Raw genomic sequence first — 25565 nt, 5'->3', positions numbered from 1 at the left:
GTTGTGGCAAGATGGATTTGAAATGGAGAAAATTAGAATTATTTCATTGAGATGAAGAAAACATATATAGTCCTATTGATTATAACCTTGACAGTTTTGAGTTGCTCCCAGAGAGAAGGCAATCAAAAGCTGTCGAATGAGTCACCCTATGCCGCTCGAATCGACTCGGTGATGGCACTGATGACACTAGAGGAGAAGATTGGTCAGCTCAACTTACCGGCCGCCGGAGATATCAATACGGGTCTCGCCCAGAGCACAGGTATAGTCGCGAAAATTAAGGAAGGAAAAGTAGGAGGATTGTTTAATATCCGAACCGCTGAAAAAATCCGACAGACACAGCAAGTGGCTGTAGAGGAAACGCGTCTTGGTATTCCTTTGATCTTTGGGATGGACGTGATTCATGGTTATAAGACCTTGTTCCCGATACCTCTTGGAATGTCTTGCGTATGGGACATGGATTTGGTGGAGCAGTCAGCACGACTTGCTGCCAATGAAGCTACTGCGGATGGTATTGCCTGGACCTTTTCACCGATGGTGGATGTATCCCGTGACCCTCGTTGGGGACGGATTTCCGAAGGATCAGGAGAAGATACTTACCTCGGTTCCGAGATTGCTAAAGCGATGGTGCGTGGCTACCAGGGCGACGATCTCACTGCGAATAACACCATGCTCTCTTGTGTGAAACACTACGCGCTTTATGGAGCACCTGAAGCAGGTAGAGATTACAATACTGTGGATATGAGTCGCATTCGCATGTATAACGAATACTTTCCACCATATAAGGCTGCAGTAGATGCTGGGGTAGGCAGTGTCATGGCTTCATTCAATGAAGTAGATGGCGTACCAGCCACCGCCAATAAATGGCTGATGACTGAGGTGCTTAGAAATCAGTGGGGATTTGATGGCTTTGTGGTGACAGACTACACGGGCATCAATGAAATGGTAGACCATGGAATTGGTGATACACTCACAGTAGCTGCAAGAGCGCTTGATGCGGGTATCGATATGGACATGGTGAGTGATGCTTTGCTAGATCAAACCAAGAATGCCATTGAGCAAGGTTTAGTCACGGAGGCACAAGTAAATCAGGCGTGTAGAAGAATTTTAGAAGCCAAGTTTAAACTCGGCTTGTTTGATGACCCATACAAATACTGCAACCTGGATCGTGCGAAAACAGAAATATTCACAACCGCCAACAGGCAAAAAGCCCGCGAGACTGCAGCTGAGTCTATTGTCCTTTTGAAAAACGAAGGCAAAATATTGCCTCTGAACAAATCAAGTAAAATTGCTTTGATTGGCCCTCTTGCCAACAATGTGGAGAATATGGCCGGCACTTGGAGTGTGGCTGGTGACTTCACCAAGTCAGTTTCCATCATGCAGGGATTGAAAAATGCGGTTGGTAAAAATGCAACCATTCAGTATGCCCGTGGTTGCAATGTGGTGGGTGATGCCGACCTGGAGTCACGTATCAGCATCTTCGGTAAACCAACCTACAGAGACGAGCGATCAGAAGCTGAGATGATCGGTGAGGCAGTGAGAGTAGCTCGTTCGTCGGATGTCGTAGTAGCAGTCATTGGTGAAGCTTCTGAGTCTTCTGGTGAGAGCTCAAGCATGTCCAATATTGAGATCCCTGAAAACCAGCGCCGAATGATGGAAGCTCTGCTCAAGACCGGAAAGCCGATTGTAGCTGTGGTTTTAGCTGGCCGTCCACTGGCTATGAAGTGGGAGTCTGAAAATATTCCGTCGATTTTGAATGTGTTCTTTGCTGGAAGCGAGGCGGGAGACGCTATTGCTGATGTGCTCTTTGGAGACGTGAATCCATCAGGCAAACTCAGTGTTTCTATTCCTCAAAATACTGGGCAAATTCCGATTTATTATAACCACAAACGAACAGGTCGTCCATTACCTGAAGGTCAGTGGTTTCAGAAGTTCAAGTCCAATTATCTGGATGTGTCCAACCAGCCATTGTATCCGTTCGGTTATGGTTTAAGCTACAGCGATTTTGAGTATGGAACGCTCCATTTGAGTGCTACTGAACTAACAGGTAATCAAACACTTACAGCATCCATGGAAGTAACCAATAAAGGTGACTTAGACGGTAAAGAAGTGGTCCAGCTATACATCCGAGATGTGGTAGGTTCAGTAACCAGACCTGTTAAAGAGTTAAAAGGCTTTCAAAAAGTGTTGATTAAGGCTGGTGAATCGAAGAAAGTAACATTTGAAATTACTCCCGAGGATCTCAAGTTCTATAACTATGAGTTGAACTATGTATGGGAGCCGGGAGCTTTTGAAATTATGGTAGGTACTAATTCTGAAGACCTTGATATAGCAACCATCAACTGGTCCAGGTAATTGGTTGCCTACCATTAATTGTAGTTACACGATTGTCGTTTTATTAGTTAAATACTTCTTCATCATTTTCGACAGTCGAGCCGGAGGTTTGTAAGCATCCAGGGTGAGTAAAGGAAATAGACAACTTGGTGAAAATTGCGAATTTCACCTTGAATCAGATGCTGCTGCCTTCGGCATATTTTTATCCAAATTTGTGAAGAAGTGTTGACCAAAAAGTATCGTAAATGCGCTATCTAACTCTATCAGGTATTATTATTTGTTCGATTTTAAGTGCTTGTAGCACAGAGACATCTAATCCAAACTCACCTAAAATTGATCGCTCAAATCAGAAAAATGTTATTTTCATTCTTAGTGACGATCATCGCTATGATTTTATGGGATTTACCGGTAAGGTGCCATTTCTGGAAACACCCAATATGGATCGGATGGCTAGAGAGGGAGTTCATATTGAAAATGCATTTGTCAGTACATCACTTTGCTCTCCCAGTCGTGCGAGTATCCTCACCGGGCAGTATGCGCACAATCACCGGGTAGTTGATAATCAGTCTTTGGTGCCGGAAGGAACTACGTTTTTTCCTAAGTATTTGAAAGAAGAAGCCGGTTATCAGACGGGTTTCATCGGTAAATGGCATATGGGTGAGCACCACAGTGGGAAGCGTCCTGGCTTTGATTATTGGGCTAGTTTTAAAGGTCAGGGTGTGTACTTCAACCCAGTGATGAATGTGAATGGACGGGAGGAGACTCATACGGATTCGGCATATGTAACTGATGTTTTGACCGATTATGCCATTGACTTTATAGAGAAAAGAGATACCTCCAAGCCGTTTTTTCTTTACCTCTCGCACAAGGGTGTACATGCGGACTTCAAACCAGCACCAAGACACTTAGGAAAGTATGAAAACGAGGAGGTGGCTTATCCTCCAACCATGTTTCCTCCAGGACATGAACGTAGTACAGTTACTAAAGAGGAATATAACTTTGATGATTTGCCAAATTGGGCAAAAGCTCAAAGAAATAGCTGGCATGGTGTAGACTATATGTATCATGGTCAGATATCGTTCGAAGATTTTTACAAGCGCTATTGCGAGACGCTGCTTTCAGTGGATGAAAGCATAGGGAAGGTGGTTAATTACCTGGAGCAGAATGGTTTATTGGAAAACACTATAGTGATCTACATGGGTGACAATGGCTTTTCTTTTGGAGAGCATGGCTTGATTGATAAACGACAGGCGTATGAGGAGTCCATGCGCGTGCCAATGCTGGCGATGGGAGGGGACTTACCAGCTGGAACGAAACTCAGTGAAGTGGTCCAAAATGTAGATATAGCACCTACGGTGATGGACTTTGCCGGATTAGGAGTAAAGGACCATATGAATGGCAATTCCTTCAAGCCATTGCTGTATGATCAGCCTATAGCCTGGCGTGATACGGTTTATTACGAATATTTCTGGGAAAGACCTTTTCCGCAAACGCCAACAGTCCATGCAGTAAGGACATCCAAATACAAGTTTATCAGGTATCACGGCATTTGGGATATCAATGAACTCTATGATATTGAGAACGATCCCAATGAAATGCGTAACTTGATACGTGACGAAGCATATGCGGATGTGGCTAAAGGCTTGCGAGATGCACTCTTTACCTGGCTGGAAGAAACAGGTGGAGAGTCCATGCCTTTAAAACCTGACTATGGCAAGCGCTTCGATCATATTTATCGAGGGACTTATTAACAGACATTAAATGCGTTATTTCATTATTGCGGCCTGCTTGCTTCTTACAGGATCATTGGTTGGCCAAAAAATCAAACGTGAAACAGTCATCTATGAGGATACGCTATCCATGGACCTGTTCGTACCCATGACTAAAAATGCGAATAAACCAGTGCTCATTTATGTGCATGGTGGGGGCTTTTCTGGGGGCAAACGTGATGAACCACAGCACATAGAGTTTTGTGAACGGTATGCTGCTGAGGGTTGGGTGACGGCCACCATTTCCTATCACCTGACCATGAAGGGGCAGTCCTTTAGTTGTGATCAGCCGGTTCAAAACAAGATCAATACCTTATTAGTGTCTGCTCAAAATGTAAATCAATCAGTGGCTTACCTGCTAGAGCGGAGTGAAGAGCTGGGGATAGATAGAAATAAAATAGTACTGGCTGGAAGTAGTGCGGGTGCTGAAGCAGTGCTGCACGCTGTGTATTGGCAGAAGACTCGGGAAGGCATATTGCCGGAGGGTTTTCGATATGGTGGAATGATCAGCATGGCTGGTGCACTGCTGGATGAGCGATGGATCAATGAAGATACGGCTGTTCCATCTGCTTTTTTTCATGGCACCTGTGATAATCTGGTTCCTTATTCCAACGCACCTCATCATTATTGTGAACCGAATGAAACGGGTTTCATGATGCTTTACGGCTCCTATCCTTTGGCTATGAAACTAAAATCATTGGACAAACCTTATTACTTGCTTACAGATTGTGGAGGAGGACATGAATGGGCCTCCAAACCAATAGAAGAAAAATACCTAAAACATCTCAATCTGTTTCTGGAATGGGTCATTAGACGAGAAGGTTCTGTTCAAGGTCATTCAGTAGTCAGTGAAGGCGAGCGAGCATGTAATTATGGAGTAGAATTCAGCTTTTGCAAGTCTGAATAGACTTAGCATCTTTTTTGAGGAAACCTTCTTCTGAAATCGCTTAGATTTGCGATCCTAAACCGCAATTTTTAACGAGCGAATGATAAGCCCTGCTACCATAGAAGAAATCAAAAACCGCATGGATATTGTGGAGGTGGTGGGTGATTTTGTCACACTAAAGCGCTCGGGATCAAGCTACAAGGCACTCAGCCCATTTACCAACGAGAAGACACCTTCCTTTTACGTAGTTCCTTCCAAAGGAATTTTCAAGGATTTCAGCAGCGGCAAAGGCGGTGATGCCATCACTTTTTTGATGGAAGTAGATGGCCTGTCTTATGTGGAAGCTCTCAAATACCTGGCACAGCGCTATGGTGTGGAGATCGTAGAGGAGGAGCAGACAGACGAGCAGCAGGAAGCTCAAAACAAACGTGAGAGCCTTTTCATCCTACTCAACTTCGCCAAGGACCATTTTGTCGATCTGCTTTGGAATCATGAGCAAGGCAAGTCCATAGGACTGAGCTATTTCAAAGAACGGGGGTTCACCGATGAGTCAGTAAAAGACTTTGAACTTGGGTACACGATTGATTCCTGGGATGACTTGCTCAAAACAGCAGAGGGAAAAGGATACAAAAAAGTATTGCTGGAAGAAGCTGGGTTGGTCATTTCCAAAGAGGAAGGAAAGGTATATGACCGCTTTCGCAATCGAGTCATTTTCCCAATTCATAACATATCTGGAAAAGTAGTTGCATTTGGAGCTCGTACGCTCTCCAAAGACAAGAAGCAGCCGAAGTATATCAATTCACCGGAAACCGAACTATACAACAAAAGTCGGATTCTGTATGGTTTGTATCAAGCCAAGCAAGAAGTAAGAAAAGAGGATAACATCTTTCTGGTAGAAGGTTATACTGATGTTATTTCCATGCATCAGACCGGAATCAAAAATGTCGTCTCTTCTTCTGGAACCGCTCTTACCGAGGAGCAGATCAAACTGATCAGAAGGTATACAAGCAATATTACTGTAATCTTTGATGGTGATGCGGCTGGCATTAGAGCCTCTTTTAGAGGATTTGATATTCTTTTAAAGCAACTTGAGGGAGATGAATTCAATCTAAAAGCAATAAGGCTTCCTGAAGGTGAAGATCCAGACAGTCTCAGTAAGAAATACAACCCTTCTAACTATAAGCATTATTTAGAGTCTCAAAAAGAGGACTTTATAACCTTTAAAACTAAAGTATTACTTGAGACTGCAAAAGGTCCACTTGAAAAGGCCGAAATAGCTTCTGAAATTGCTCGTACTCTTTCATTAATTCGTAGTGCCCCCAGACAAGAATTATTCATTAAAGAATGTAGTTCCCTTCTTGGAATACAAATGGAATCTCTTCTGCGAGAAACCAACAAACAGATCCTTATTCGGGCAAAAGAGGAGAGAAAGGAAGATGGCAAGCAAAACTTTAAAGAGGAGAGGGTTTCAACTGAATTCCTAGAAGGGAAAGAGGAAACCTTTAGTGATAACGACATTCTAAAGGTCATTGAGCTGCAAGAGAAAGAAAGTATTCGGGTGTTGGTCAACTATGGGAAGCACAGTATCCTCAATCAAGAATCCATTGATCAGGATTTGATCTCTTACTTTCTCACCGAGGTAGATGAAGTCCAGTTTACCAATCCCGTCTATCGCGAGATATTGGAATTATTCAAAACCAAGCTCAACGAAGGATTCATCATAGATGGGGACTTCCTGCTGGATCATGGTAGTGAAGAGGTCAAGAGAGTGGTGGTGGACCTAATGACTCCAAGACATGAGGTGAGTGAAAATTGGAATAAGAAGTTTCAGATTTATGTGCCCAAAGAGACTGATAAGCTGCGGGATATAACTTATTCCAATATTTTGAGGTTAAAGTTTAGAATTGTGCAGCATTTGGTAGAAGAGGAAACGAAGAAACTCAAAGAATCAGCGGATGTAGATGCTATTGATATCATATTGGATGAGATCAATGAATTGAAAAAAATTGAGATGAGCATTGCTAAGATGCTCGGGAACGTGACAGTGAAGTAATTTGTATATAGATAGTAAATAAACAACAATGGATAGAGACCACTTGCTGGACCCAATAGAAGAAGCCATAGAGGCAGTGCGGAATGGAGAGATCATCATCGTGGTAGATGATGAGGATCGTGAAAATGAAGGAGATTTCATCTGTGCAGCAGAAAAGGTAACCCCCGATATTATCAACTTTATGTCCAAGGAAGGAAGAGGTTTGATTTGTGCTTCCTTACTGGAAGAGCGATGCGAAGAGCTAGGTCTGGAGCTAATGGTTGGCAAGAATACGGCCACTCATGAGACTCCTTTCACTGTTTCGGTAGATCTGCTGGGTCATGGCACCACTACTGGTATTAGTACCTCCGATCGAGCCAAGACCATTCAGGCTTTAGTTAACCCCAACACAAAGCCAGAAGACCTGGGTCGCCCGGGACATATATTTCCATTAAAGGCTAAGTCTGGTGGTGTTCTTAGAAGAGCAGGACATACTGAAGCCACAGTGGATTTCGCACGGCTAGCAGGACTGGAGCCAGGCGGTGTGCTGGTAGAAATACTCAAGGAAGATGGAACCATGGCCCGGCTACCTGACCTTCGTGTAATTGCAGATAAGTTCAACCTGAAATTGGTTTCTATTAAAGATCTGATTGCCTACAGACTGGAAAAAGAGTCTTTGGTAACGGAGGAAATCACGGTAGATATGCCAACCGAACATGGGTTGTTCAAACTCAAGGCTTTCAAACAAACCACCACCGGGGAAACGCATTTGGCACTGTTTAAAGGAGAGTGGAAAGAAAACGAACCCGTTTTGGTGCGGGTTCACTCCAGTTGTGTTACAGGGGATATTTTCGGATCTTATCGCTGCGACTGTGGCAATCAGCTCCACAGCGCCATGCAGATGGTGGAGAAAGAAGGCAAGGGTGTTGTACTATACATGAATCAGGAAGGAAGAGGTATAGGCCTGGTCAATAAGCTAAAAGCCTACAAACTCCAGGAGGAAGGTTTGGACACTGTGGAAGCCAACCTAAAGCTTGGATTCAAGATGGATCAGCGAGACTATGGAGTGGGAGCACAGATCCTGAGAAAGATGGGAATCACTAAATTGAAATTAATTACTAATAACCCGAAAAAAAGAGTTGGGCTGATGGGATATGGCCTGGAAATTGTGGAAAATGTAGCTATTGAGGTGACCCCTAATGTCCATAACAAGAAGTATCTTGAAACCAAGCGCGACAAGATGGGGCACGAAATTCTTAAGATGAAACATTAAATGAGAAAATCATTTTTCCTTATTTTCTTATGGTTATTTACGTTCAAGGGAGTTTGCCAGGAGTTTTCCAGTGAAGTTTGGCATGACGGGTTTCTGGTAACTTCTGATCAGGATACCCTTCAGGGATTGCTTAAGTACGATATGGAATCCAATATTGTGCAGGTGATTCAGAACCAGATAGTCAAGACCTACAGTAGTCACAAGGTCTTTTATTTTGAGATCTATGACAAGATCGTATCCAGTTACCGTCAGTTCTATTCCATCCCTTACAATGTCAACTACAACTATAAGATTCCGATCTTATTTGAAGTGCTGTATGAAGGGCCATTATCTCTGCTTTCCAGAGAGGCTGTGGTCCAGGAGACAGTATCCAATAGCTCGGCCTATTGGGGAGGAAGCTTTGTTAGGGATGTGGTAAATTATACATTTTACTTCCTGGATAAGCAAGGAAACATCGATTCTTACACCGGCAAAAAGGCGGATTTACTTGCGATCATGACAAAGCATGAGCGCGATGTGAAAGACTATATCAAGAAAAATAAATTGAAAACCGACGAGATCAGAGATCTCATACGAATCACAGCATTTTACAATTCACTATAAACCAACAACTATGTCCAAACCACTGATCCTTGTTTCTAATGATGACGGTATTACCTCCAAAGGCATTAAAAAACTCGTAGATCTAATGACTACTTTAGGAGAAGTGGTGGTGGTAGCTCCAGATAGTCCACAATCTGGAATGGGGCATGCCATTACAGTTGGAGACACCCTGCGTCTGAAGGAAAACAGGCTGTTTGGTGAGGAGATCATGGCTTACGAATGCAGTGGCACTCCGGCCGATTGTGTAAAGCTAGCCAAGCATCATTTGCTCAAAGACCGCAAACCTGATCTGGTGGTCAGTGGCATCAACCATGGGAGTAATACATCGATTAGTGTCTTGTATTCCGGTACTATGAGTGCTGCCATCGAAGCGGCCATTGAGGGGACACCCGCCATTGGTTTCTCATTGTGTGACTATGATACAGATGCCAAGCTGGAGCACTTTGACGAGCAGATTATTCAGATTACCAAAGAAACACTAGAAAAGGGAATCCCAAAAGGGATTGCACTGAATGTGAATATTCCGGCTAAACAGAAAGAACCCATTAAGGGAATAAAAATATGTCGCCAGGCTAATGCTCGTTGGGAAGAAGATTTTGATCAGCGAGTAGACCCTCACGGTCGGAAGTACTTCTGGATGGTTGGAAACTTTGTCAACCATGATAAGGGTGAGGATAATGATGAATGGGCCATTGCTAACAATTATGTGTCATTGGTTCCTTGCCAGTTTGATCTCACAGGACATCACGCCATCCGCATACTCAATGACGAGTGGGATGTCTAAAAAGGAGTGAACCTCAAATAGACATTAACTGCAGGATTGGGGTTGTTTACAGTGCGTCCATACCCAGGCACGGCATAGGTATCATAGATAGGGTAGCGGTCGTAGGATGACATAAACCTTAGCCGAATGTGGAATCCTAGAGAAAATAAGTGATTGATTCTCGCATCCTGATTTTCTTTGTTGAAAATGATTCGGCTTTCAGAAGTAACCACTAGTTCTATCCATCTTGCTTCTGAGCTTCTTGGGCCAAAAGTGGTTTCATAACCTTCCTGAATGCCTGAGGCACTTTCCACAAATATTTCACCACGATCCTTGAATGTACTTTGTCCATAGCGAACACTAAATCCAAGTTTGCTTTTGGGTCCGATCGTATTGAGGTAACCACCACCAACTCTAAAGTAATTTCCTTCAGAGTAGTAGTTGCCATTCTGTAAGGCATTGCGTGGATGCAGACTGCCATAGCCGTATTCTGCAATGATGGAGTAGTGGTCAAAGAACAGCAGATTTAAACCCCCTTCATAGCGCTGTTCATCGCTGATAAGCGATACTGCCGGTTTGCCATAATCAATCAAAAAAGATATACTGAATGGTTGTGCTGGCTCTTTGGGGATCACCGGATTAGCTACCAGAGTATCCTGCCTAATCGTGTCTTGAGCAGGCATATCAGCAAGCGTTTGACTCCAGGCAAGACCAAGAATGAAAAAGCTAGAAATATAGAGTAACGGTCGTTTCATCACTGATACAGTCTGTCGGGCAATTTACTTTAAGTGAGTCAAAGGAGCTGAATACAATGTCAGTATTACGAGCTCTCACTCTGGCTATTCTCGCGTCATCTATTGTCTCAAAGGTTTCATACCCAATGCTAATAGAATAAGATTCATCGCCTATGGTCATGTCGTAGGTCGTTTCCATGTATTCGCCCACAGTTCCTAGTAGGAGTGGCAAGGAAAACCTGCTCATGGTATCTTCATAAACTAGCTCGGTTCCATTGTTTTGGAGTACTACATTCTTTAGTTGAACATTGCCACTGTTCATGGTGGTAATCGCGGCGTTTAATAGCTTATTGAGGCTATCCAGTGCCTTGGTTTTACTGCTTAGAAGGGTTCTTACATCTTCGATAGAGTCCGAAATCTGTGTAAAATAAGCTAATTCATCACTATACTCTTGATTGCCGGCATCAATGAGATCTTGGAGAGCAGAGATAGTGTCGGTAAGGTTAGAGATGGTGTCGTTTGCGGCTGTCCTTAAGCTGCTCAAAGCAGAAAGGGAGTCTTTGTTGATATTCACACTATCAGATAGTTGATTGATGCTGTCCTGATTGATGAAAACCATTTTTACAGTAGGGTCATAGACTAACGGTTCTCCACAGTCTGCACATGGATCACATCCCCATGCCACATATAACCAAACTCCTAATATGACTAAGTACTTATTCATTAAATAGCATCTACATCAAATATTACTCGCACGCTCTTATAGGAACGTTGGCTCAGTAATATATTACGCGAATTAAGTAGGAATTCTTTTAACGCGGTGAGGTTTATTCCTTGTTTTTCTACTTTAATAAATATTTCAAAAAGGTATTGGTTCCTTATTTTGCCAATTAGTGGCTCTATAGGACCATTCACACGGGCATCACCCAGGTGCTTTCGTATTTCCATACTGTAAAATCGGGCAGCATCACCGGCTGTCTGCTTGTCATTATCCTTGAAGGTAACGTTGATGATTCGGTAAAAAGGAGGGTACTGAAATTGTTGGCGCTCCAATAACTCTGCCTGATAGAATCCAACATAATCCTGGTGGTTGAGGCGCTGAAGAATAGGCTGGTCTGGATCGTTGGTTTGAATGATTATCTGTCCCTGATCTGCTCTTCTTCCTGCCCGGCCGCTTACCTGATGCATCAGCTGGTAAGCGCGTTCGTGTGATCTGAAATCAGGAAAATGAATCATTCGATCAGCATCAAATACTCCGACCAGTTCCACTCCTCCAAAATCAAGCCCTTTGCTGACCATTTGAGTACCCACCAGGATGTCTATTTCACCATTTTCAAATTCATCAATGATTTTCTGGTAGCTGTATTTACTTCTGGTAGAATCCAGGTCCATCCGCCGAATACGTGCTTCTGGAATCATAATCTCCAATTCTTCTTCAATCTTTTCAGTACCAAAGTTCATGGTTTTAATCTCGGTACTTTGACACTGAAAACACTCCGTGATCATCTCTGACTTATAGCCACAGTAGTGACAGACCAGTAGGTTTTGAAAGCTGTGATACGTGAGACTCACGTCACATTGAGCACATTTTGGGATGTACCCGCAATTATGACAGGTAACATACGGAGCATAGCCCCGACGGTTCTGGAAAAGAATGACCTGTTTGTTACGGTTGAGCGTATCATTGATTGCCTTCAGCAGGGTGTGGCTGAAGTTGCCTTTCATTTTATTTTGCTTGCGCTCCATCACCAGGTTGGCAAACTTGACTCGTGGTGTAGATACTTGGCCAAATCGCTCTTCCAATTTGACCAGACCATACTTACCATCCAGGGCATTGTGATAAGTTTCTAGAGCAGGTGTAGCGGTGCCAAGAAGGGTTTTGGCATGAAACATAGAAGCCAGGTAAATAGACGCATCCCGGGCATGGTAACGTGGAGCGGGTTCGTGTTGCTTGAAACTAGGCTCGTGCTCCTCGTCTACAATGATCAGTGACAAGTCACTGAAGGGCAGAAAGACAGCACTTCGTACACCCACTACAAAATTGTATTCACCTTGCTGCACTTTTTGCCAGACTTCTACTCGCTCATTGTCTGAGTATCTGGAATGAAATACTCCGAATTGATCGCCGAATACTTTCGATAGGCGTTTGATTATTTGGGTGGTCAAAGCAATTTCGGGGAGTAAATAGAGCACCTGGCCACCATTATCCAGTATACTAGATATTAGTGATATGTATACTTCCGTCTTACCACTCCCTGTTACTCCGTGTAGGAGCACAGTGGATTTACTTTCAAATGCCTTCAGTATTTCCTCTCGAGCAGTAGTTTGAGCAGCAGAGAGATCTATGCCAGAAGTATCTGGAGTGCCTAAAATTCCTTCTAATCGGGAGACATTTTTTTCCCATTCTTCGAAGAATCCTTTTTTAGTGAGTGTTTTGAGTGAGGATTGACTAATTCCTTCATTGGTCAATGCCTTTTTGGAAATGCCGTCTTGATTTTTGCTCGGAAATTCGAATAGAGGGACCAATCTCAAATAAGCGACTAGCACTTCGAGTTGTTTAGTTTTGCTTTCAAGTGATTCACTCAATTGATCAAGAGCATCTTCATTGTTGTACACTTCATTGAGTCGAATCCAGGTTTCTTTCTTAGGGCTGTACTTATCCTTTACTTGCTCGAATACCTGAATGGCATTTTTATCCTTGAGTTTTTTAATGTAGTTGTAGGGCGACTTAATGTCCAGGATAGGTCCAACTTCGTTCAGTTTGACGTCCCCAGAGATCAAATGGCGAATGACTACCTCTTCTTTTTCGGTCAATTCCAGCTCCTCCAGATCGATATCTGGATTTAGTGAAAGGTAGGATTCAGAGGAGATTTTTAAACCAGCGGGAAGTGCCGCATTCATCACTTCACCAACCGAACACATGTAGTATTGACTGATCCAATTGAAGAAAGTGAGCTGAACATCATTGACGATTGGTTCAGTATCCACCAGGTCAATGATCTCTTTCGGATCGTAACCAGTTGGAGATTCGGAGTGGATAGACGCTATGATACCAGTATAGATCTTGCGCTTTCCAAACTGTACGATCACCCGCGCACCAACTTTGGGGTCAGGATATAATACTTCTGAAAAACTGTAAGTAAATGTACCCGGAAGGGGAAGGGGTAATATGACTTCAAGAAATCTCAAGTGCACAAATCTAATTCACAAAGCGCACAGAGAAGGGAAAAATGATTAAGGCTTCTTAATGGAGGCTATTTCTTTTTGAGTGTCTTGTTTCAGACGGTCGATGTTATTCATGAGTCGATCGATGATTTTGACAGTTACAGTAGTCATCTCCACCACATCCTCAAATTTGGTAATCATCTCCATGATTTCTTCTTTGCTGATGTCCGCATCGCTGGTAACCTTTTTCTTGAATGCCTCAAGATATGCTTTCTCCTCGTGATATAACTTCATGGTTAAGGTGCCGGTTTATAATTTCTATTTGTTGAAATTAGGGATTATTCGTTAACAATCATATTGAATTTGGTCGAAACCGAAAAACCGACGGATGAACTTGTTATTTCACCTCATGAACCTTTTCGATTGCAATTGAAATATCATGCACTGGTTTTTCACAAACCTTGTCATAACAGACAAAGAAGGTAGTACGACCGTTGAGAGGTTCTTTGTATTCGAACAATGGAAGTTGGCTTGTACCGGCATTAGCCATCAGAATGACGTTGCTGAAATAGTGCCTGTTCATCGCTTGCATCTGCTGTTTGTAATCATCCCCAACACAGAGTATTTCAGCTGTCGGACGAATCATCTTCAGAGAGGTAGAGGCCCAATTGGCAAGGTATTCTGGCTCTTGTTTGATCAGTTTGTTGACCATCAAAACCATTTGCAGCGCAGTACTTTTATAGTCAACATCATCGTACATCAAGCCTAACTTGTAGAGGTTTTCGGCCATTATAGAGTTGGAGGCGGGTATTACATTGTCAAAGATCTCTTTTTTCCTGGCAATCAGTTGTTCGGATTGGTTGCTGGTATAGTAGAAGAGTTGTTCATCCGGATCAAAAAATCTTTCCAAACTTCTGTTGGCAAGTATCCTGGCTTGGCGCAAATAAGCCTCGTCAAAGAAGGTCTCGTAATACAATATAAACGCCTGAATCACCGCTGCATAGTCTTCCAGATACGCTGGTATGTTTTCGCCTTTTACTCGGATGAGATGGCCATCTTTAGTTAACTGCTCGGTGATGAATCTGGCATTTTCCCTGGCTAGCTTTTTGGCGGTACTAGAGCCAGTGGCTTGATAGGCTTTGCAGAGCCCAGACAGCATGAGGGCATTCCAGCCCGTGAGTATTTTAGAGTCAAGACCTGGTCGGATACGTTGAGATCTGACCTTCATGGCATTGGTTTTAAACGCTTCCAGGATTTTTTCTATTTCTTCTACAGGCATTTCCATGTCATCAGCAAAGACTTCTTTCGATTCCAGCATTCTGAGTACATTTTTTTCATCTTCCCAGTTGCCTTTCTTGGAGACATCATAGTACTCTGCCAGCAGGGAGAAGTCTTTGCCTGCTATGTCCTTGAATTCCTCAAAAGTCCACACATAAAATCTACCTTCTTCACCTTCACTGTCTGCATCCAGCGCACTGTAAAAACCGCCGGACGTATCTGTCATTTCTCTCTCTAGCCAGTCAGTAATTCCAGAAATGACCTCCAGGTATTGTGGTTTTTTGGTCAATTTGTAAGCATCAGCATAAAGTGAAAGTAGCTGTCCATTGTCATAGAGCATTTTTTCAAAATGCGGAACGTGCCATTGACCATCCACGCTATATCTGGCAAAGCCACCGCCAAGATGATCGTAAATGCCTCCATAGGCCATTTTATCAAGTGTGAAAGTGAGGTGATCGATCGCTTCTTTTGACCCTGAGAGGTCGGCATAGGTCAGCAAGTAGTTCCACACTACTGGCATGGGAAACTTGGGTGCTCGCTGAAATCCACCCCATTTCGGATCAAACTTTTTCGCCAAACTTTGGTAGGCAGAGTCAAAATCATGCATCGTCAGTTGTTCTTCTGCATACATTAACCCGTATTTCTGAGCCTCACTTTGATTGAGATTTTCTGCAAACTGATCAGCCGACTGAGCCAGCTGTTCGTACTTGTTAGTGTAAGCATCAGCTACGGAGGTGAGTAGCCTTTTCCACTGGTCTGGAGGGAAATAGGTGCCTCCATAAAACGGCTTTTGATCTGGGGTGAGAAAGACATTAAGCGGCCAGCCACCACGCAAACCCATCACCTGCACTGCATCCATGTAGATATTGTCAATGTCGGGTCGTTCTTCGCGATCCAACTTGATGTTGATGAAGTTTTCGTTCATAATGGCTGCAATCTCTTCGTTTTCAAAGGACTCATGAGCCATTACGTGACACCAATGGCAAGAGGAGTAGCCTATGCTGAGAAGTATAGGTTTGTTCTCCTTCTCGGCCTTTTCCAAAGCTTCTTGACCCCACGGATACCAGTTTACCGGGTTGTCGGCATGCTGTAATAAATAGGGGCTTGAAGTATTAGCAAGTTTGTTCTGATTGTTTGCAGTGCGTTCTGAAGACATTTGCTGGCAATTTATAAGAATGAGAAGTGGAAGTAGATGAACTACTCTGTTCATTCGATCAACTGGTTTTTGACAAAGCTTATTTCCTCTGTAACATCTACTTTGTCTTCAAGTTCCTCCAGTTTCTTGATAGTTGAATTCAGGAACTTTTGATGCTCCGGCGTATTGGGGTGAAAAGGCTTGTGACTCAATGACTTGAGTATTTTGGACCAATTGTCAATGAATCGTTGGGTTTCCTGATCAAAAAACACCTTAGAGAGCTTATTCCAAATGTAATTAATGGCTTGCTCCGAAGGGTGGATCATATCGCTTTTGTAAAAACGATAATCTCTCAACTCGTCGATCATGATTTCATAAGATGGGAAATAGTAGGAGTCCTTATCCGAACGTACAATGTCGTGAACAGCCTGCAACAAAGTGGCTTTACTGATGTTATTTGCAATCAGTCCATCGCGTATATGCCTAACAGGGCTCACTGTCAATATCACCTTGATGCGTGGGTTTATTGAGCGAACCAGCTCCATTGTCTCCTGGTAGTCCTCCACAATTTCCTCATGAGTAAGGGTCTGCTTTTCAAACTCTTTCTGAGGTACTTTGTGGCAGTTAGCCACGATCATGTCATTGCCTCGGTATCGGTAGGTGTAGATGGTTCCTAGTGTTATGACCAACCATTCGGCAGCTATCAAACTTTGTTTGGATAGTCTGCTTTTTTCCTCCAGCAGTTCTTTGAACTGGTTAATCTCCGTACCCGAAATAGCACTGTGCGTATCCCAGTGAAAGTATATATTGCCACGTTTGATGAAATTGTTGGGATCTAGACCTTCACTAAGTAGTAGTTTCAGGTTCTTGAAAATGGAGTAGGGGTTGTAGATAATACCTAATGGGTTGGTGACTACATCAAACTTGTTTTCACGCAGTTTAGATCCTATGTTATCAGAAAAGCACGATCCAATACTAAAGATCGGATCTTTCAACCTGATCTTGGTTGGGCAGGGTGATATGTCAAAAGGAAGTGTAAACACAAGACCAATTTACTGAAGATGAAATAAAAAACCCTGATCTCGTGAGAAATCAGGGTTTTCTTAAAAATGTATATGGTAATTACTCAGGAACTACGTTCAAGGTAATTTCATGATGTACTTCTTTGTGCAAATCAAGAACAGCTTTGTGCTCGCCAAGTTCCTTGATAGATCCAACGAAACTGATTTTCTTTCGATCAATATCGAAACCTTTTGCAGCAAGAGCATCAGCTACTTGCAGTGCAGTTACCGCTCCGAAGATCTTACCGGATTCACCAGCTTTTGTTTTGATCTCCAATGCAGTATCACCAATTTTCTTAGCAAGATCCTCAGCATCACCTTTGACTTTCTCTGCTTTGTGAGCTGCCTGTCTTACGTTCTCAGCAATCATCTTTTTGTTGCTATCGCTTGCGATGATCGCCATACCTTGAGGAATAAGGAAGTTTCTACCATATCCTGGCTTTACGCTCACGATATCGTTTTTGTATCCTAGACCTTTGATATCTTCTCTTAATATAATATCCATCCTTCGCTTACTTTAGAGAGTCTGTAACATATGGTAACAAAGCAAGGTGTCTTGCTCTTTTTACGGCCTGAGATACTTTTCTCTGGTATTTCAAGCTGGTGCCGGTGATTCTTCTTGGGAGAAGTTTACCCTGCTCATTTACAAATGACAACAAGAAATCAGGGTTCTTGTAATCAATGTATTTGATACCACTTTTCTTGAATCGGCAGTACTTTTCTTTTTTCTGCTCTCTGTTGATAGGTTCGTTCTGTAATGTCATGACGCTACCTCCTCTTTTTTCTTGTTGAATTCTCCTTTTCTTCTTCTCTCGTTGTAAACAACTGCGTGCTTGTCAAGAGCTGTGGTAAGGAATCTCATTACTTTTTCATCCCTTCTGTACTCTGTCTCAAGTTTGTTGATTACGGATGGTTCTGCCTTGAATTCAAATAGGTTGTAGAAACCTGTAGTCTTGTGTTGGATCGGATAAGCGAGCTTTTTCAAGCCCCAGTTTTCCTCGTTGATTAGCTCTACGCCAGCATCAACCAACACATTCTTGAATTTTTCAACAGCATCCTTCATCTGAGCTTCAGACAAAACGGGAGTTAAAATGAATACTGTTTCGTAATCTCGTTTCATAATTGCTTTTCTATGAACTATAAAAATTTGAAGTGCAAAATTAGCTAATTTTTTTAGAAAAAAGCTATTTGTATAGACTTTAGGAAGATTACTTCACAATAAATGTCCCCGAACCCATCAGGTACTCATCGGTGTACACTTCTACGATATGTCTGCCTTCTGCATATTCGCTGCCCTTGTCATAAAACATGGTCACTGCCTGGCTGTTTTTATCGTATAGTATTTCCTGCTTGGCCGTGTAGAATAGCTCTCTTCCTTCAAACATAAAGGAACCAGAACCGCGAGTTACATCAAAGAGAACATTGCCATCAGGAGCTACGATGCGTATAAGTATTTCTTTCCCCTCGATAGGAGCTACTTTGTTTTCGCTTATGGTAAAAGCGATTTTGAGCTGATCGATATGACGGTTGCGGAATTCGTTCTCTCTTTCTTTGCCACTTTCATTTACTGCATATACAGTCATTCCTTCCAGTTTAAGCCTTGAGGCAAAGGCAACTTTTTCCGCTAGCTCTTCCTTGGCCTTGTTTACTTCAGTCAGCGATTCGTTGAGTTGTTGCTTTTCTGTTTTCAACTCGGTATTCTCTGTCATCAATTGATCGTTGATCTGCTGCAGCTTCTCTATTTCGATATCCTTAGCAAGCAAAAGCTCCCGATAGCCATCCACCCGGCCCTCAAGCTCGGAGATCATATTCTTACGATTGCTGATCTCTGTCAACAACAGTTTGCGCTCTGCTTGCAGTTTCTCCTTCACTTTCACTAACGTGTCAATCTCGCCTCCTAGATCTCGAATCGTCAGGATCTTTTCATCCAGCTCGGTAGAAATGCTATCAAGTTTTAATAAGGTATTGTTCAATTCGATCGCCTGAGCTTCCTTGTCTTCTTGCAGGTTGAAATAGAAATAAGCCAAAAATGCAAGTGCAACTACAAGCACAGAAACCACAATAACGAAGATAGGGTTTCTGTTTTTGGATTGATTTGCTTCCTGTGGTATGCCTTGTTGCTGATTATTCTCCATGTGTTAAAATCAAAATTTCGTGCAAAAATAGAAGATTGAGTGAGAAAATAATAATTGTCTCTATTCTCAGAACTTAACGACGAAATGTTGCTTTTCCATTGGGTGGTTTGGAAAAATAATTCCTGCCTGAAACAAATCAATAGTAAGTGAATAACGATCGTCAGCTACTATTTGCTTCCAGGCTTTGTTCATGTCACGAGACCAGTAGATGTCATGAATGACGATGCACTGAACAGGCACATTCATTTCTTTGATGATCCTCAGGTACCAAAAGATCGCTTCCGATCGGTGATCCGCATCAATAAATATCAATTCAGGGTTCAATGTCAAAGAATCTCGGAATGTATGCTCCACCAACCCTTTCACTACTCTCACGTGATCATACTCCAACTTTTTTAGTCTCTTTATGGCCAAATCAGCAATCTCCTCCACACCTTCCATGGTCCAAACTCTTTGTGCTTTGGAGCTTCCCAGATAGGCGGCATTGATGCCAAGAGAGGTGCCTACTTCCAGCACTCGCTCATACCTGAGGTGATTGATGAGCTTATAAAGTAAATAAGAGAACTTGTGGGTGCTGGTCACCCGACGTGCAATTCTTCCTACACTAGTGGTAATGTCTTCCAGGTATCTGGGATCCGTATATTTGAGGATTTCGTTCGGGTTGTCGATGTTTCTCAGCTGTTTGAGGCGCTGGCTCTCTTGGTCATCCCAGTGATGGAATACAAAGTTGTAAAGTTCGAATAAGAAAGGAGAATGTAATCCATGTGCATTGACCGCTTTCAGCCGATAGTTAAGATAAGAGGCATACGTAAAAAGGGGAGAGGCCAATAAACTAGTTGAGCTTGAATGGTACCACCATCTCGAACTGAGGTATATTTACCTCGAATTGCTTGCCATCTACCAATCGCTCCATGGTATAATAGCCATACATTTTTCCAAATCCAGATTTGAGATTGCACCCTGAAACGTATTGATGCATTTGCCCTGGCTCTAAAATGGGTTGTTTACCAACTACACCTTCGCCATCTACCTCACGTTTTGGAAAAGTAAGGTCTACAATGTCCCAATGACGTGAAATGAGTTGAATGGTTTTGTCACTGAGGTTTTCAATGGTAATCTGGTAGGTGAATACGTAATGCTTTTGCACAGGATTGGAGTACTCCTGCTGATACTCCGTATCAACGGTCACTTTGATTCCCTTTGTTGTGTCAGTAGTCATTGCCATATTCTCAAGTGAAATTTATAGGATTTCTCTGTTAAATTGCCAACAAAAAACACGAAAGTTTTCTTTTTGAATAATGGATGTACGAATAGAGCCAAGTTGGAAAATTTTATTACAAGACGAATTTGAGAAAGACTACTTTGTCAAATTGGTCTCGTTCGTGAAGCAGGAGTATCAAGACCATCAGGTTTATCCGCCTGGCAAGAAAATATTTAATGCTTTTAACTTCTGCACTTTAGACAATGCTAAAGTGATCATCATCGGTCAGGATCCCTATCATGGACCTGGTCAGGCCAACGGACTATGCTTTTCAGTTGCAGAGGGAGTGAGAATGCCTCCATCGTTGGTGAATATTTTCAAGGAGCTAAAAGATGATCTGGGCGTGGACATGCCACCTCATGGTAGCTTGGAGCGTTGGGCAAAGCAAGGTGTTCTGTTGCTAAATGCGACGCTGACGGTTAGAGCCAGTACTCCCGGCTCACATCAAAACAAAGGCTGGGAAGAATTTACGGATGCAGTAATTCGCAAATTGTCTGAAGAAAAGACTGGGCTCGTATTTATCCTATGGGGAGCCTATGCTCAGCGGAAGGGAGCTGTGATTGATGCTAACAAGCATTATGTCATACAGTCAGCGCATCCGTCTCCATTTGCAGCACACAAAGGGTTCTTCGGTAGTAAACCATTTTCAAAAACCAACGAATATCTAGCATTAAACGGCAAGGATGTGATAAATTGGTAGCATATGAGTAATAATCCCTACCAGAGTCGGCGGGAGTCGAAGAATACATTACCAGGATTTTTGATGCTTGTAGGTATTATCATCGCGTGCATTTGGGTGATTCAGCGGGTGGCGGTCTATCTGAATGATTTGTTTAATCCAGCATTGTAAAAAAACCTACTCCAAAAATGAAGTAGGTTCATAGCCATGTGTTAAGGATGCATTTTAGTTCACAATCACTTCAGCACTTAGATAGTGTTCGTTTCCGCTTGGTGGATTTTCATAACCTCTAATGATCATTGTGTAATAAATGCCAGGAGACAAATAAATGTCGTCAACGTTGAGCAAGGTATCATCATCACTGATCACGTCAAAATTGACTGATCCTGTAGATGTGGTCATAAAGTCTGAACCCGTATTGAAACTTTGGCTTTCAACAAGGGGCTCTGAGTTACCTTCCTTCAGCACGTCAAAAGCTGGCGTGTCTGGTGACACATTTACTACTCGTATCATGGCGCTGTTACCTTGTTCGGTTTCACTTTCATCATTGAGTAGTAAAGTTTTGATATCAGGGTAATCGCCTGAAACGAACAGAGAGTAAGCATTAGCAACGTCAAAAGTCGCCGTGGTATCAATTACGCTGTTGTTAGCGTCATACGGCGTAAATTTGATTTGTCTTTCTCCCGGGTAAAATCTAAGGTATCCAGTTCCTTCGCTGTATTCAAAAGGGTATGAGTTAATCTGACGATTGTCCACTACAATATCCAACCCGCCGGTATTGGGCGAGGCGTGATAAAGAGACACGAAAGCGGTCTCAGGGACAATGATTTCGTCTGATTCATCATCATTACAAGATGTTAGTCCTATTGCCGTCAAAGAAACAAGTAAGACACCGTTTAGAAATGTTGACTTAATGAATCTCATCATGTTTACTCCTTTCATTTTAGTTCATAGTGAAAGGGGCAAAGGCCATGCCAACAGCTTACAAAGACTTTTGGTAGGTAAATTGCTGAAAACCTGACAGTTAAGTTGTCATTCTGACAAGTTATTCCTCATCCTTGGAAGTGGATGATGCGCTATTGTCAGGTGAGTCTTCATCTTCTTCATCCATTACCACGCCAGGTTTTGTGAGATAAATCAAAGTGTCATCTTTGTCACCTCTCTTGGTCAATCCAGTGATCAACTTAATGTGATCCTCTCCTTTAAAGAATAGTGGAATGATTTTGGATTCATGCTTATCAATGAATTCTTCATACTCGGCATTATTTTCAAAATGCACCTCGTGATAAGCTTCCTTATGTCTCAAAATCTGAACTAGTAACACAAAGTCCACTCTGGTGTGGAAGAGCACATTGTCAGGTAGAGGCAAATTTGCATTGTCAGATTCCTCTTTGCTAGCCAATCGGAATACGTTTTCTTCACCGAGCTCCTTTTCAAACCACTTGCAGGCCAGATCATTTAATCCTGAGTTGGAAGTAATCGCTGCTAGCTTTCCAATCTTGGACAAATCAATGTCGTCAAAGATTGATTCGGCAAGGATATTGGCTTGAACCGCTTTCAATCCACTTTTTTTGGCTTCCTTCACATTAGGAGCGGAGGTGTCTACCAGTAGGACATACAGCCCTTCATCTTTGAGCTTTTGAGCAATTTTCCTGGCCAGTTCATTGGCACCTACTATGATAAAACCAGTAGGCTCAGCACGCACCACGCCTAACCATTTAGCAATTAGCTTGGCAGACGATCCTTGAAGCACTACTGTTCCAACGATAATCGAAAACACCAAGGGCAGCAACATCTCGGCCTCCTTTGGGTCTACATAGCTGCCTTCATTGATCAGGTCTAAGGAGAACAACGAAGCCACTGCAGCAGCTACTATACCCTTTGGACCAATCCAGGAAATAAAGGTGATCTCCTGCCAGTTGAGGTGAGATTTATAAGAGCTTAGAAGGACACCAAGTGGTCTGATGACCAGAATGACCACAAAAAACAGCACGATGCTTGACAAGCCTAGTTTCTGTATCTGGATGAAATCGATACGAGATGAGAGGAGAATGAAAAGAACGGAAATGAGTATAACTGAGATATCCTCTTTGAATGACAAGATCTTTTTAAGCTCTTCCAGTTTGACATTGGCAAGTACAATCCCCATCACTGTGGCAGCCATCAGACCTGCTTCTGCATGTATCAATTCGGAAAAGGCGAAGGTGAATATGACCAACGCAAGCGTGAATACGTTGCGAAGATATTCGGGCAATGCCTTGTTTTTAATCAAAGAGTAAAGAAAGAAGGCTCCTAGTCCTCCAGCTACAATTCCTGCTGAGATGGTGATGAAAAAGTCTTGAAAGACCTCCATCGGATATTCATTTCCATGCTTGGATGACAAGATGAATTCGTACATCAACACGGCGACTAAGGCACCTAGTGGATCGATCAAAATACCTTCCCATTTCAGAACTGTGTTTACATTGGAGTTGGGGCGAACGTTTCGCAAAATCGGAATAACTACTGTCGGACCTGATACAATGATCAGTGCACCGAATAAAAAGGAAATCTGCCAGCTCAGTTCCATAATGTAATGAGCGGCCAGTCCTCCACCAATGAAGGTCACCAGGGCACCAATGATTAGCAAGTTCCTTACGGTGCCCGCCAGGCTACGAATCTCTTTGATGTTGAGAGTGAGTCCCCCTTCAAATAGGATAACCCCCACCGCGATAGACACAAATGAGAAGAGTAAATCACCAGTAAAAATGGCATCTCCATCAATGAGCTTGCTACCATCTTCGGTGAAGAATGTGGATAGCGGACCAATAGCCAGTCCTATTAGGATCAGCGGAAGTATTGCTGGCTGCTTGATTTTCCAGGCTAGCCACTGTGCAAAGATTCCCAGTACAAAAATGCTTGCTAATTCTAACATACCTGAGCCTATTAAATGCTAAATCCCGAATATCGATATAAAAGATGATACCGATACCCGGGATAATAGAAAAATTTTTATGTGATTAGTCAATAGGATTAAACAACCTACTCCATCTTATTTTGTTCAGGAAGGATCCTTTCTCATCCATAGACATCCAGATGAAAGAAGCCTCACCAACCACGTAATCTTCAGGTACAAATCCCCAGTAGCGTGAATCCTCTGAATTGTGACGGTTGTCACCCATCATGAAGTAATAGTCTTTAGTGAACGTATATTCACTTACTTCTTGTCCGTTGATAGTTAGTTTGTCCACATCTATTTTGACGTCTTCAAGGCCTTCATAGTCCTGAATGGTAGAACCGTACTTGGCTAGACTGTACTCATCCACTTGTATGGTGAATCCTCTTCCAGGAATTTCCAATGGGCCAAAGTTGTCTGCATTCCAGGGAAAATAGCGTGCATCCGGGAAAATCCTTGGTTCTGGTTTGTCGGCATCCATGAACATCGGTTCGGCGGATTTGACAAAATCCAGAGCAGCCAATTTTTTAGCCATCTCGGCAGTGGTCAAGGCTATGTAGCCTTTAGATCCGTTTGGTCGCATTGCAGGGCCGTATTCCCATATCTTATAGTCACTAAAAACTCGATCTCTAATGACTTGATCCGTCTCAATGAAGTAGCGATGTTGCATAAGTTCTGGGTCTTCGCCCTTCGCTCCATTGATGTAAACAGCACCTTCTCTCACTTCTAGCACATCACCTGGAACAGCCACACATCGCTTGATATAATGTGTCTTCAGATCCAATGGATGATAATCACCGTCTGGGCGCTGATTGTAGTTGTCGTTGACAGGATAGTTAAACACAACCACATCATTTCGCTCCACTTTACCTAATGACGGTAAACGAAACTGTGGAAGCTCGATCCAGTCTATGTAAGAGGGGATTTCTGTTCCCCAGATTTTCGCGTGTGTTAGTGGTATTTGTATTGGTGTTTTAGGTGTTCTCGGACCATAATTGATCTTACTCACAAATAAAAAGTCACCAACCAAAAGTGATCGCTCCATTGAAGGAGTAGGGATCACGTAGGCTTCCATGAATATCCATCGGATGAACGTAGCAGCAAAGACAGCAAATACGATTGCTTCAAACCACTCTTGTGAGAAGGTTCGCTTACGCTTGGGTAATTCTGTCGCCTTTCCTAAATATTTGGTATCACTCCAGGCTACATAGGTCATGTAAAAAGGAGCCAGGATCACACCTACACTTTGATCGAAATAAGAATACTTACCAAATGACTTAAGCAAATCCAAATGGATGGTCAGGGCAATGAAGAAGTTCACTACTGGTACAAACAAGAGGAAAACCCACCATTTTGGTCGACCTACCAGCTCCAGGTGTACATAGTAATTGTAAAAGGGAACAAATCCTATCCATCCTGGCTTTTCGGCTTTTTCGAAGAATTTATAATAGGCTATGGATTGCAACGCATACCACCCGATGATGAACACCAGGGTAAACGTGAGGCTGAAATCATTTAAATACAT

Annotated in this window: 24 protein-coding genes; 9 read left to right on the top strand and 15 right to left on the bottom strand. The window is 42.7% G+C overall.

Features of this window, described 5'->3' with window-relative positions; genetic code table 11:
- Window positions 1–51 precede the first annotated feature (51 nt).
- The 7 genes from bglX (at window position 52) to surE (ending at window position 9678) form a co-directional block, all read left to right on the top strand.
- Window positions 52–2352, top strand: a complete 2301-nt coding sequence (bglX, locus tag ACO067_RS00555; protein WP_421869183.1) for a beta-glucosidase BglX — start codon at window positions 52–54, stop codon at window positions 2350–2352.
- Window positions 2353–2576: 224 nt separating this feature from the next.
- Entirely contained in the window at window positions 2577–4082 is a 1506-nt protein-coding gene (locus ACO067_RS00550) for a sulfatase (protein ID WP_421869180.1), read from the top strand.
- Between the two features lie 10 nt (window positions 4083–4092).
- Window positions 4093–5007 (top strand): alpha/beta hydrolase, encoded by a 915-nt coding sequence (locus tag ACO067_RS00545; protein ID WP_421869177.1) that lies wholly within the window; start codon window positions 4093–4095, stop codon window positions 5005–5007.
- 79 nt (window positions 5008–5086) lie between these two features.
- The gene (gene dnaG / locus ACO067_RS00540) at window positions 5087–7039 is read left to right on the top strand and encodes a DNA primase (RefSeq protein WP_421869174.1); all 1953 of its coding nucleotides are present in this window, start codon (window positions 5087–5089) and stop codon (window positions 7037–7039) included.
- Window positions 7040–7067: 28 nt separating this feature from the next.
- Window positions 7068–8291 (top strand): bifunctional 3,4-dihydroxy-2-butanone-4-phosphate synthase/GTP cyclohydrolase II, encoded by a 1224-nt coding sequence (locus ACO067_RS00535; protein WP_421869172.1) that lies wholly within the window; start codon window positions 7068–7070, stop codon window positions 8289–8291.
- Window positions 8292–8894, top strand: a complete 603-nt coding sequence (locus ACO067_RS00530; protein ID WP_421869169.1) for a hypothetical protein — start codon at window positions 8292–8294, stop codon at window positions 8892–8894.
- A gap of 10 nt (window positions 8895–8904) precedes the next feature.
- Window positions 8905–9678 (top strand): 5'/3'-nucleotidase SurE, encoded by a 774-nt coding sequence (gene surE, locus ACO067_RS00525; RefSeq protein ID WP_421869166.1) that lies wholly within the window; start codon window positions 8905–8907, stop codon window positions 9676–9678.
- Here surE and ACO067_RS00520 read toward each other — a convergent pair.
- From ACO067_RS00520 to apaG, 12 genes are all read right to left on the bottom strand, one after another.
- Complete coding sequence (locus tag ACO067_RS00520) at window positions 9675–10412, bottom strand: DUF6048 family protein (RefSeq protein WP_421869163.1); 738 nt, start codon at window positions 10410–10412, stop codon at window positions 9675–9677. The two genes, surE and ACO067_RS00520, sit on opposite strands and share 4 nt — an antisense overlap.
- Window positions 10384–11115 (bottom strand): hypothetical protein, encoded by a 732-nt coding sequence (locus tag ACO067_RS00515; protein WP_421869161.1) that lies wholly within the window; start codon window positions 11113–11115, stop codon window positions 10384–10386. The genes ACO067_RS00520 and ACO067_RS00515 overlap by 29 nt, the downstream gene beginning before the upstream one ends.
- On the bottom strand, window positions 11115–13580 hold the full coding sequence (gene priA, locus ACO067_RS00510) for a replication restart helicase PriA (RefSeq protein WP_421869159.1): 2466 nt from the start codon (window positions 13578–13580) through the stop codon (window positions 11115–11117). The genes ACO067_RS00515 and priA overlap by 1 nt, the downstream gene beginning before the upstream one ends.
- A gap of 45 nt (window positions 13581–13625) precedes the next feature.
- Window positions 13626–13850, bottom strand: coding sequence for a hypothetical protein (locus ACO067_RS00505; RefSeq protein WP_421869156.1), 225 nt, complete (start codon window positions 13848–13850; stop codon window positions 13626–13628).
- Window positions 13851–13953: 103 nt separating this feature from the next.
- Complete coding sequence (locus ACO067_RS00500; RefSeq protein WP_421869153.1) at window positions 13954–15990, bottom strand: thioredoxin domain-containing protein; 2037 nt, start codon at window positions 15988–15990, stop codon at window positions 13954–13956.
- A 50-nt stretch (window positions 15991–16040) separates the two neighbouring features.
- Window positions 16041–16964 (bottom strand): GSCFA domain-containing protein, encoded by a 924-nt coding sequence (locus ACO067_RS00495; protein ID WP_421869151.1) that lies wholly within the window; start codon window positions 16962–16964, stop codon window positions 16041–16043.
- A 127-nt stretch (window positions 16965–17091) separates the two neighbouring features.
- A complete protein-coding gene (gene rplI / locus ACO067_RS00490) occupies window positions 17092–17535 on the bottom strand; it encodes a 50S ribosomal protein L9 (protein ID WP_421869148.1) in 444 nt (147 codons plus the stop codon).
- Between the two features lie 7 nt (window positions 17536–17542).
- On the bottom strand, window positions 17543–17794 hold the full coding sequence (rpsR, locus tag ACO067_RS00485; RefSeq protein WP_421869146.1) for a 30S ribosomal protein S18: 252 nt from the start codon (window positions 17792–17794) through the stop codon (window positions 17543–17545).
- Window positions 17791–18150 carry a 30S ribosomal protein S6 gene (gene rpsF / locus ACO067_RS00480; RefSeq protein WP_421869142.1) on the bottom strand — a complete coding sequence of 120 codons (360 nt, stop codon included), beginning with the start codon at window positions 18148–18150 and terminating at the stop codon, window positions 17791–17793. The genes rpsR and rpsF overlap by 4 nt, the downstream gene beginning before the upstream one ends.
- 88 nt (window positions 18151–18238) lie before the next feature.
- Complete coding sequence (locus tag ACO067_RS00475) at window positions 18239–19165, bottom strand: coiled-coil domain-containing protein (protein WP_421869139.1); 927 nt, start codon at window positions 19163–19165, stop codon at window positions 18239–18241.
- 66 nt (window positions 19166–19231) lie between these two features.
- Window positions 19232–19993 carry a hypothetical protein gene (locus tag ACO067_RS00470; RefSeq protein WP_421869136.1) on the bottom strand — a complete coding sequence of 254 codons (762 nt, stop codon included), beginning with the start codon at window positions 19991–19993 and terminating at the stop codon, window positions 19232–19234.
- A gap of 4 nt (window positions 19994–19997) precedes the next feature.
- Window positions 19998–20384: a Co2+/Mg2+ efflux protein ApaG gene (gene apaG, locus ACO067_RS00465; protein WP_421878252.1), complete on the bottom strand. Its 387-nt coding sequence runs from the start codon at window positions 20382–20384 to the stop codon at window positions 19998–20000.
- A 79-nt stretch (window positions 20385–20463) separates the two neighbouring features.
- Here apaG and ung point away from each other — a divergent pair, with 79 nt between their 5' ends.
- Both ung and ACO067_RS00455 read left to right on the top strand, forming a co-directional pair.
- Complete coding sequence (gene ung / locus ACO067_RS00460) at window positions 20464–21126, top strand: uracil-DNA glycosylase (protein WP_421869133.1); 663 nt, start codon at window positions 20464–20466, stop codon at window positions 21124–21126.
- A gap of 3 nt (window positions 21127–21129) precedes the next feature.
- Entirely contained in the window at window positions 21130–21276 is a 147-nt protein-coding gene (locus ACO067_RS00455) for a hypothetical protein (protein ID WP_421869130.1), read from the top strand.
- Between the two features lie 54 nt (window positions 21277–21330).
- Here the strand turns inward: ACO067_RS00455 and ACO067_RS00450 are convergent, their stop codons facing one another.
- The 3 genes from ACO067_RS00450 to lepB form a co-directional block, all read right to left on the bottom strand.
- On the bottom strand, window positions 21331–22032 hold the full coding sequence (locus ACO067_RS00450; protein ID WP_421869128.1) for a DUF4397 domain-containing protein: 702 nt from the start codon (window positions 22030–22032) through the stop codon (window positions 21331–21333).
- 118 nt (window positions 22033–22150) lie between these two features.
- Window positions 22151–24019, bottom strand: coding sequence for a cation:proton antiporter (locus ACO067_RS00445; protein WP_421869125.1), 1869 nt, complete (start codon window positions 24017–24019; stop codon window positions 22151–22153).
- Between the two features lie 85 nt (window positions 24020–24104).
- Window positions 24105–25565, bottom strand: coding sequence for a signal peptidase I (gene lepB / locus ACO067_RS00440; protein ID WP_421869122.1), 1461 nt, complete (start codon window positions 25563–25565; stop codon window positions 24105–24107).

It is taken from the genome of Marinoscillum sp. (assembly GCF_965229915.1).
In the GTDB taxonomy this organism is placed as follows: domain Bacteria; phylum Bacteroidota; class Bacteroidia; order Cytophagales; family Cyclobacteriaceae; genus Marinoscillum.
This window is presented reverse-complemented; position numbering and strand designations above follow the sequence as displayed.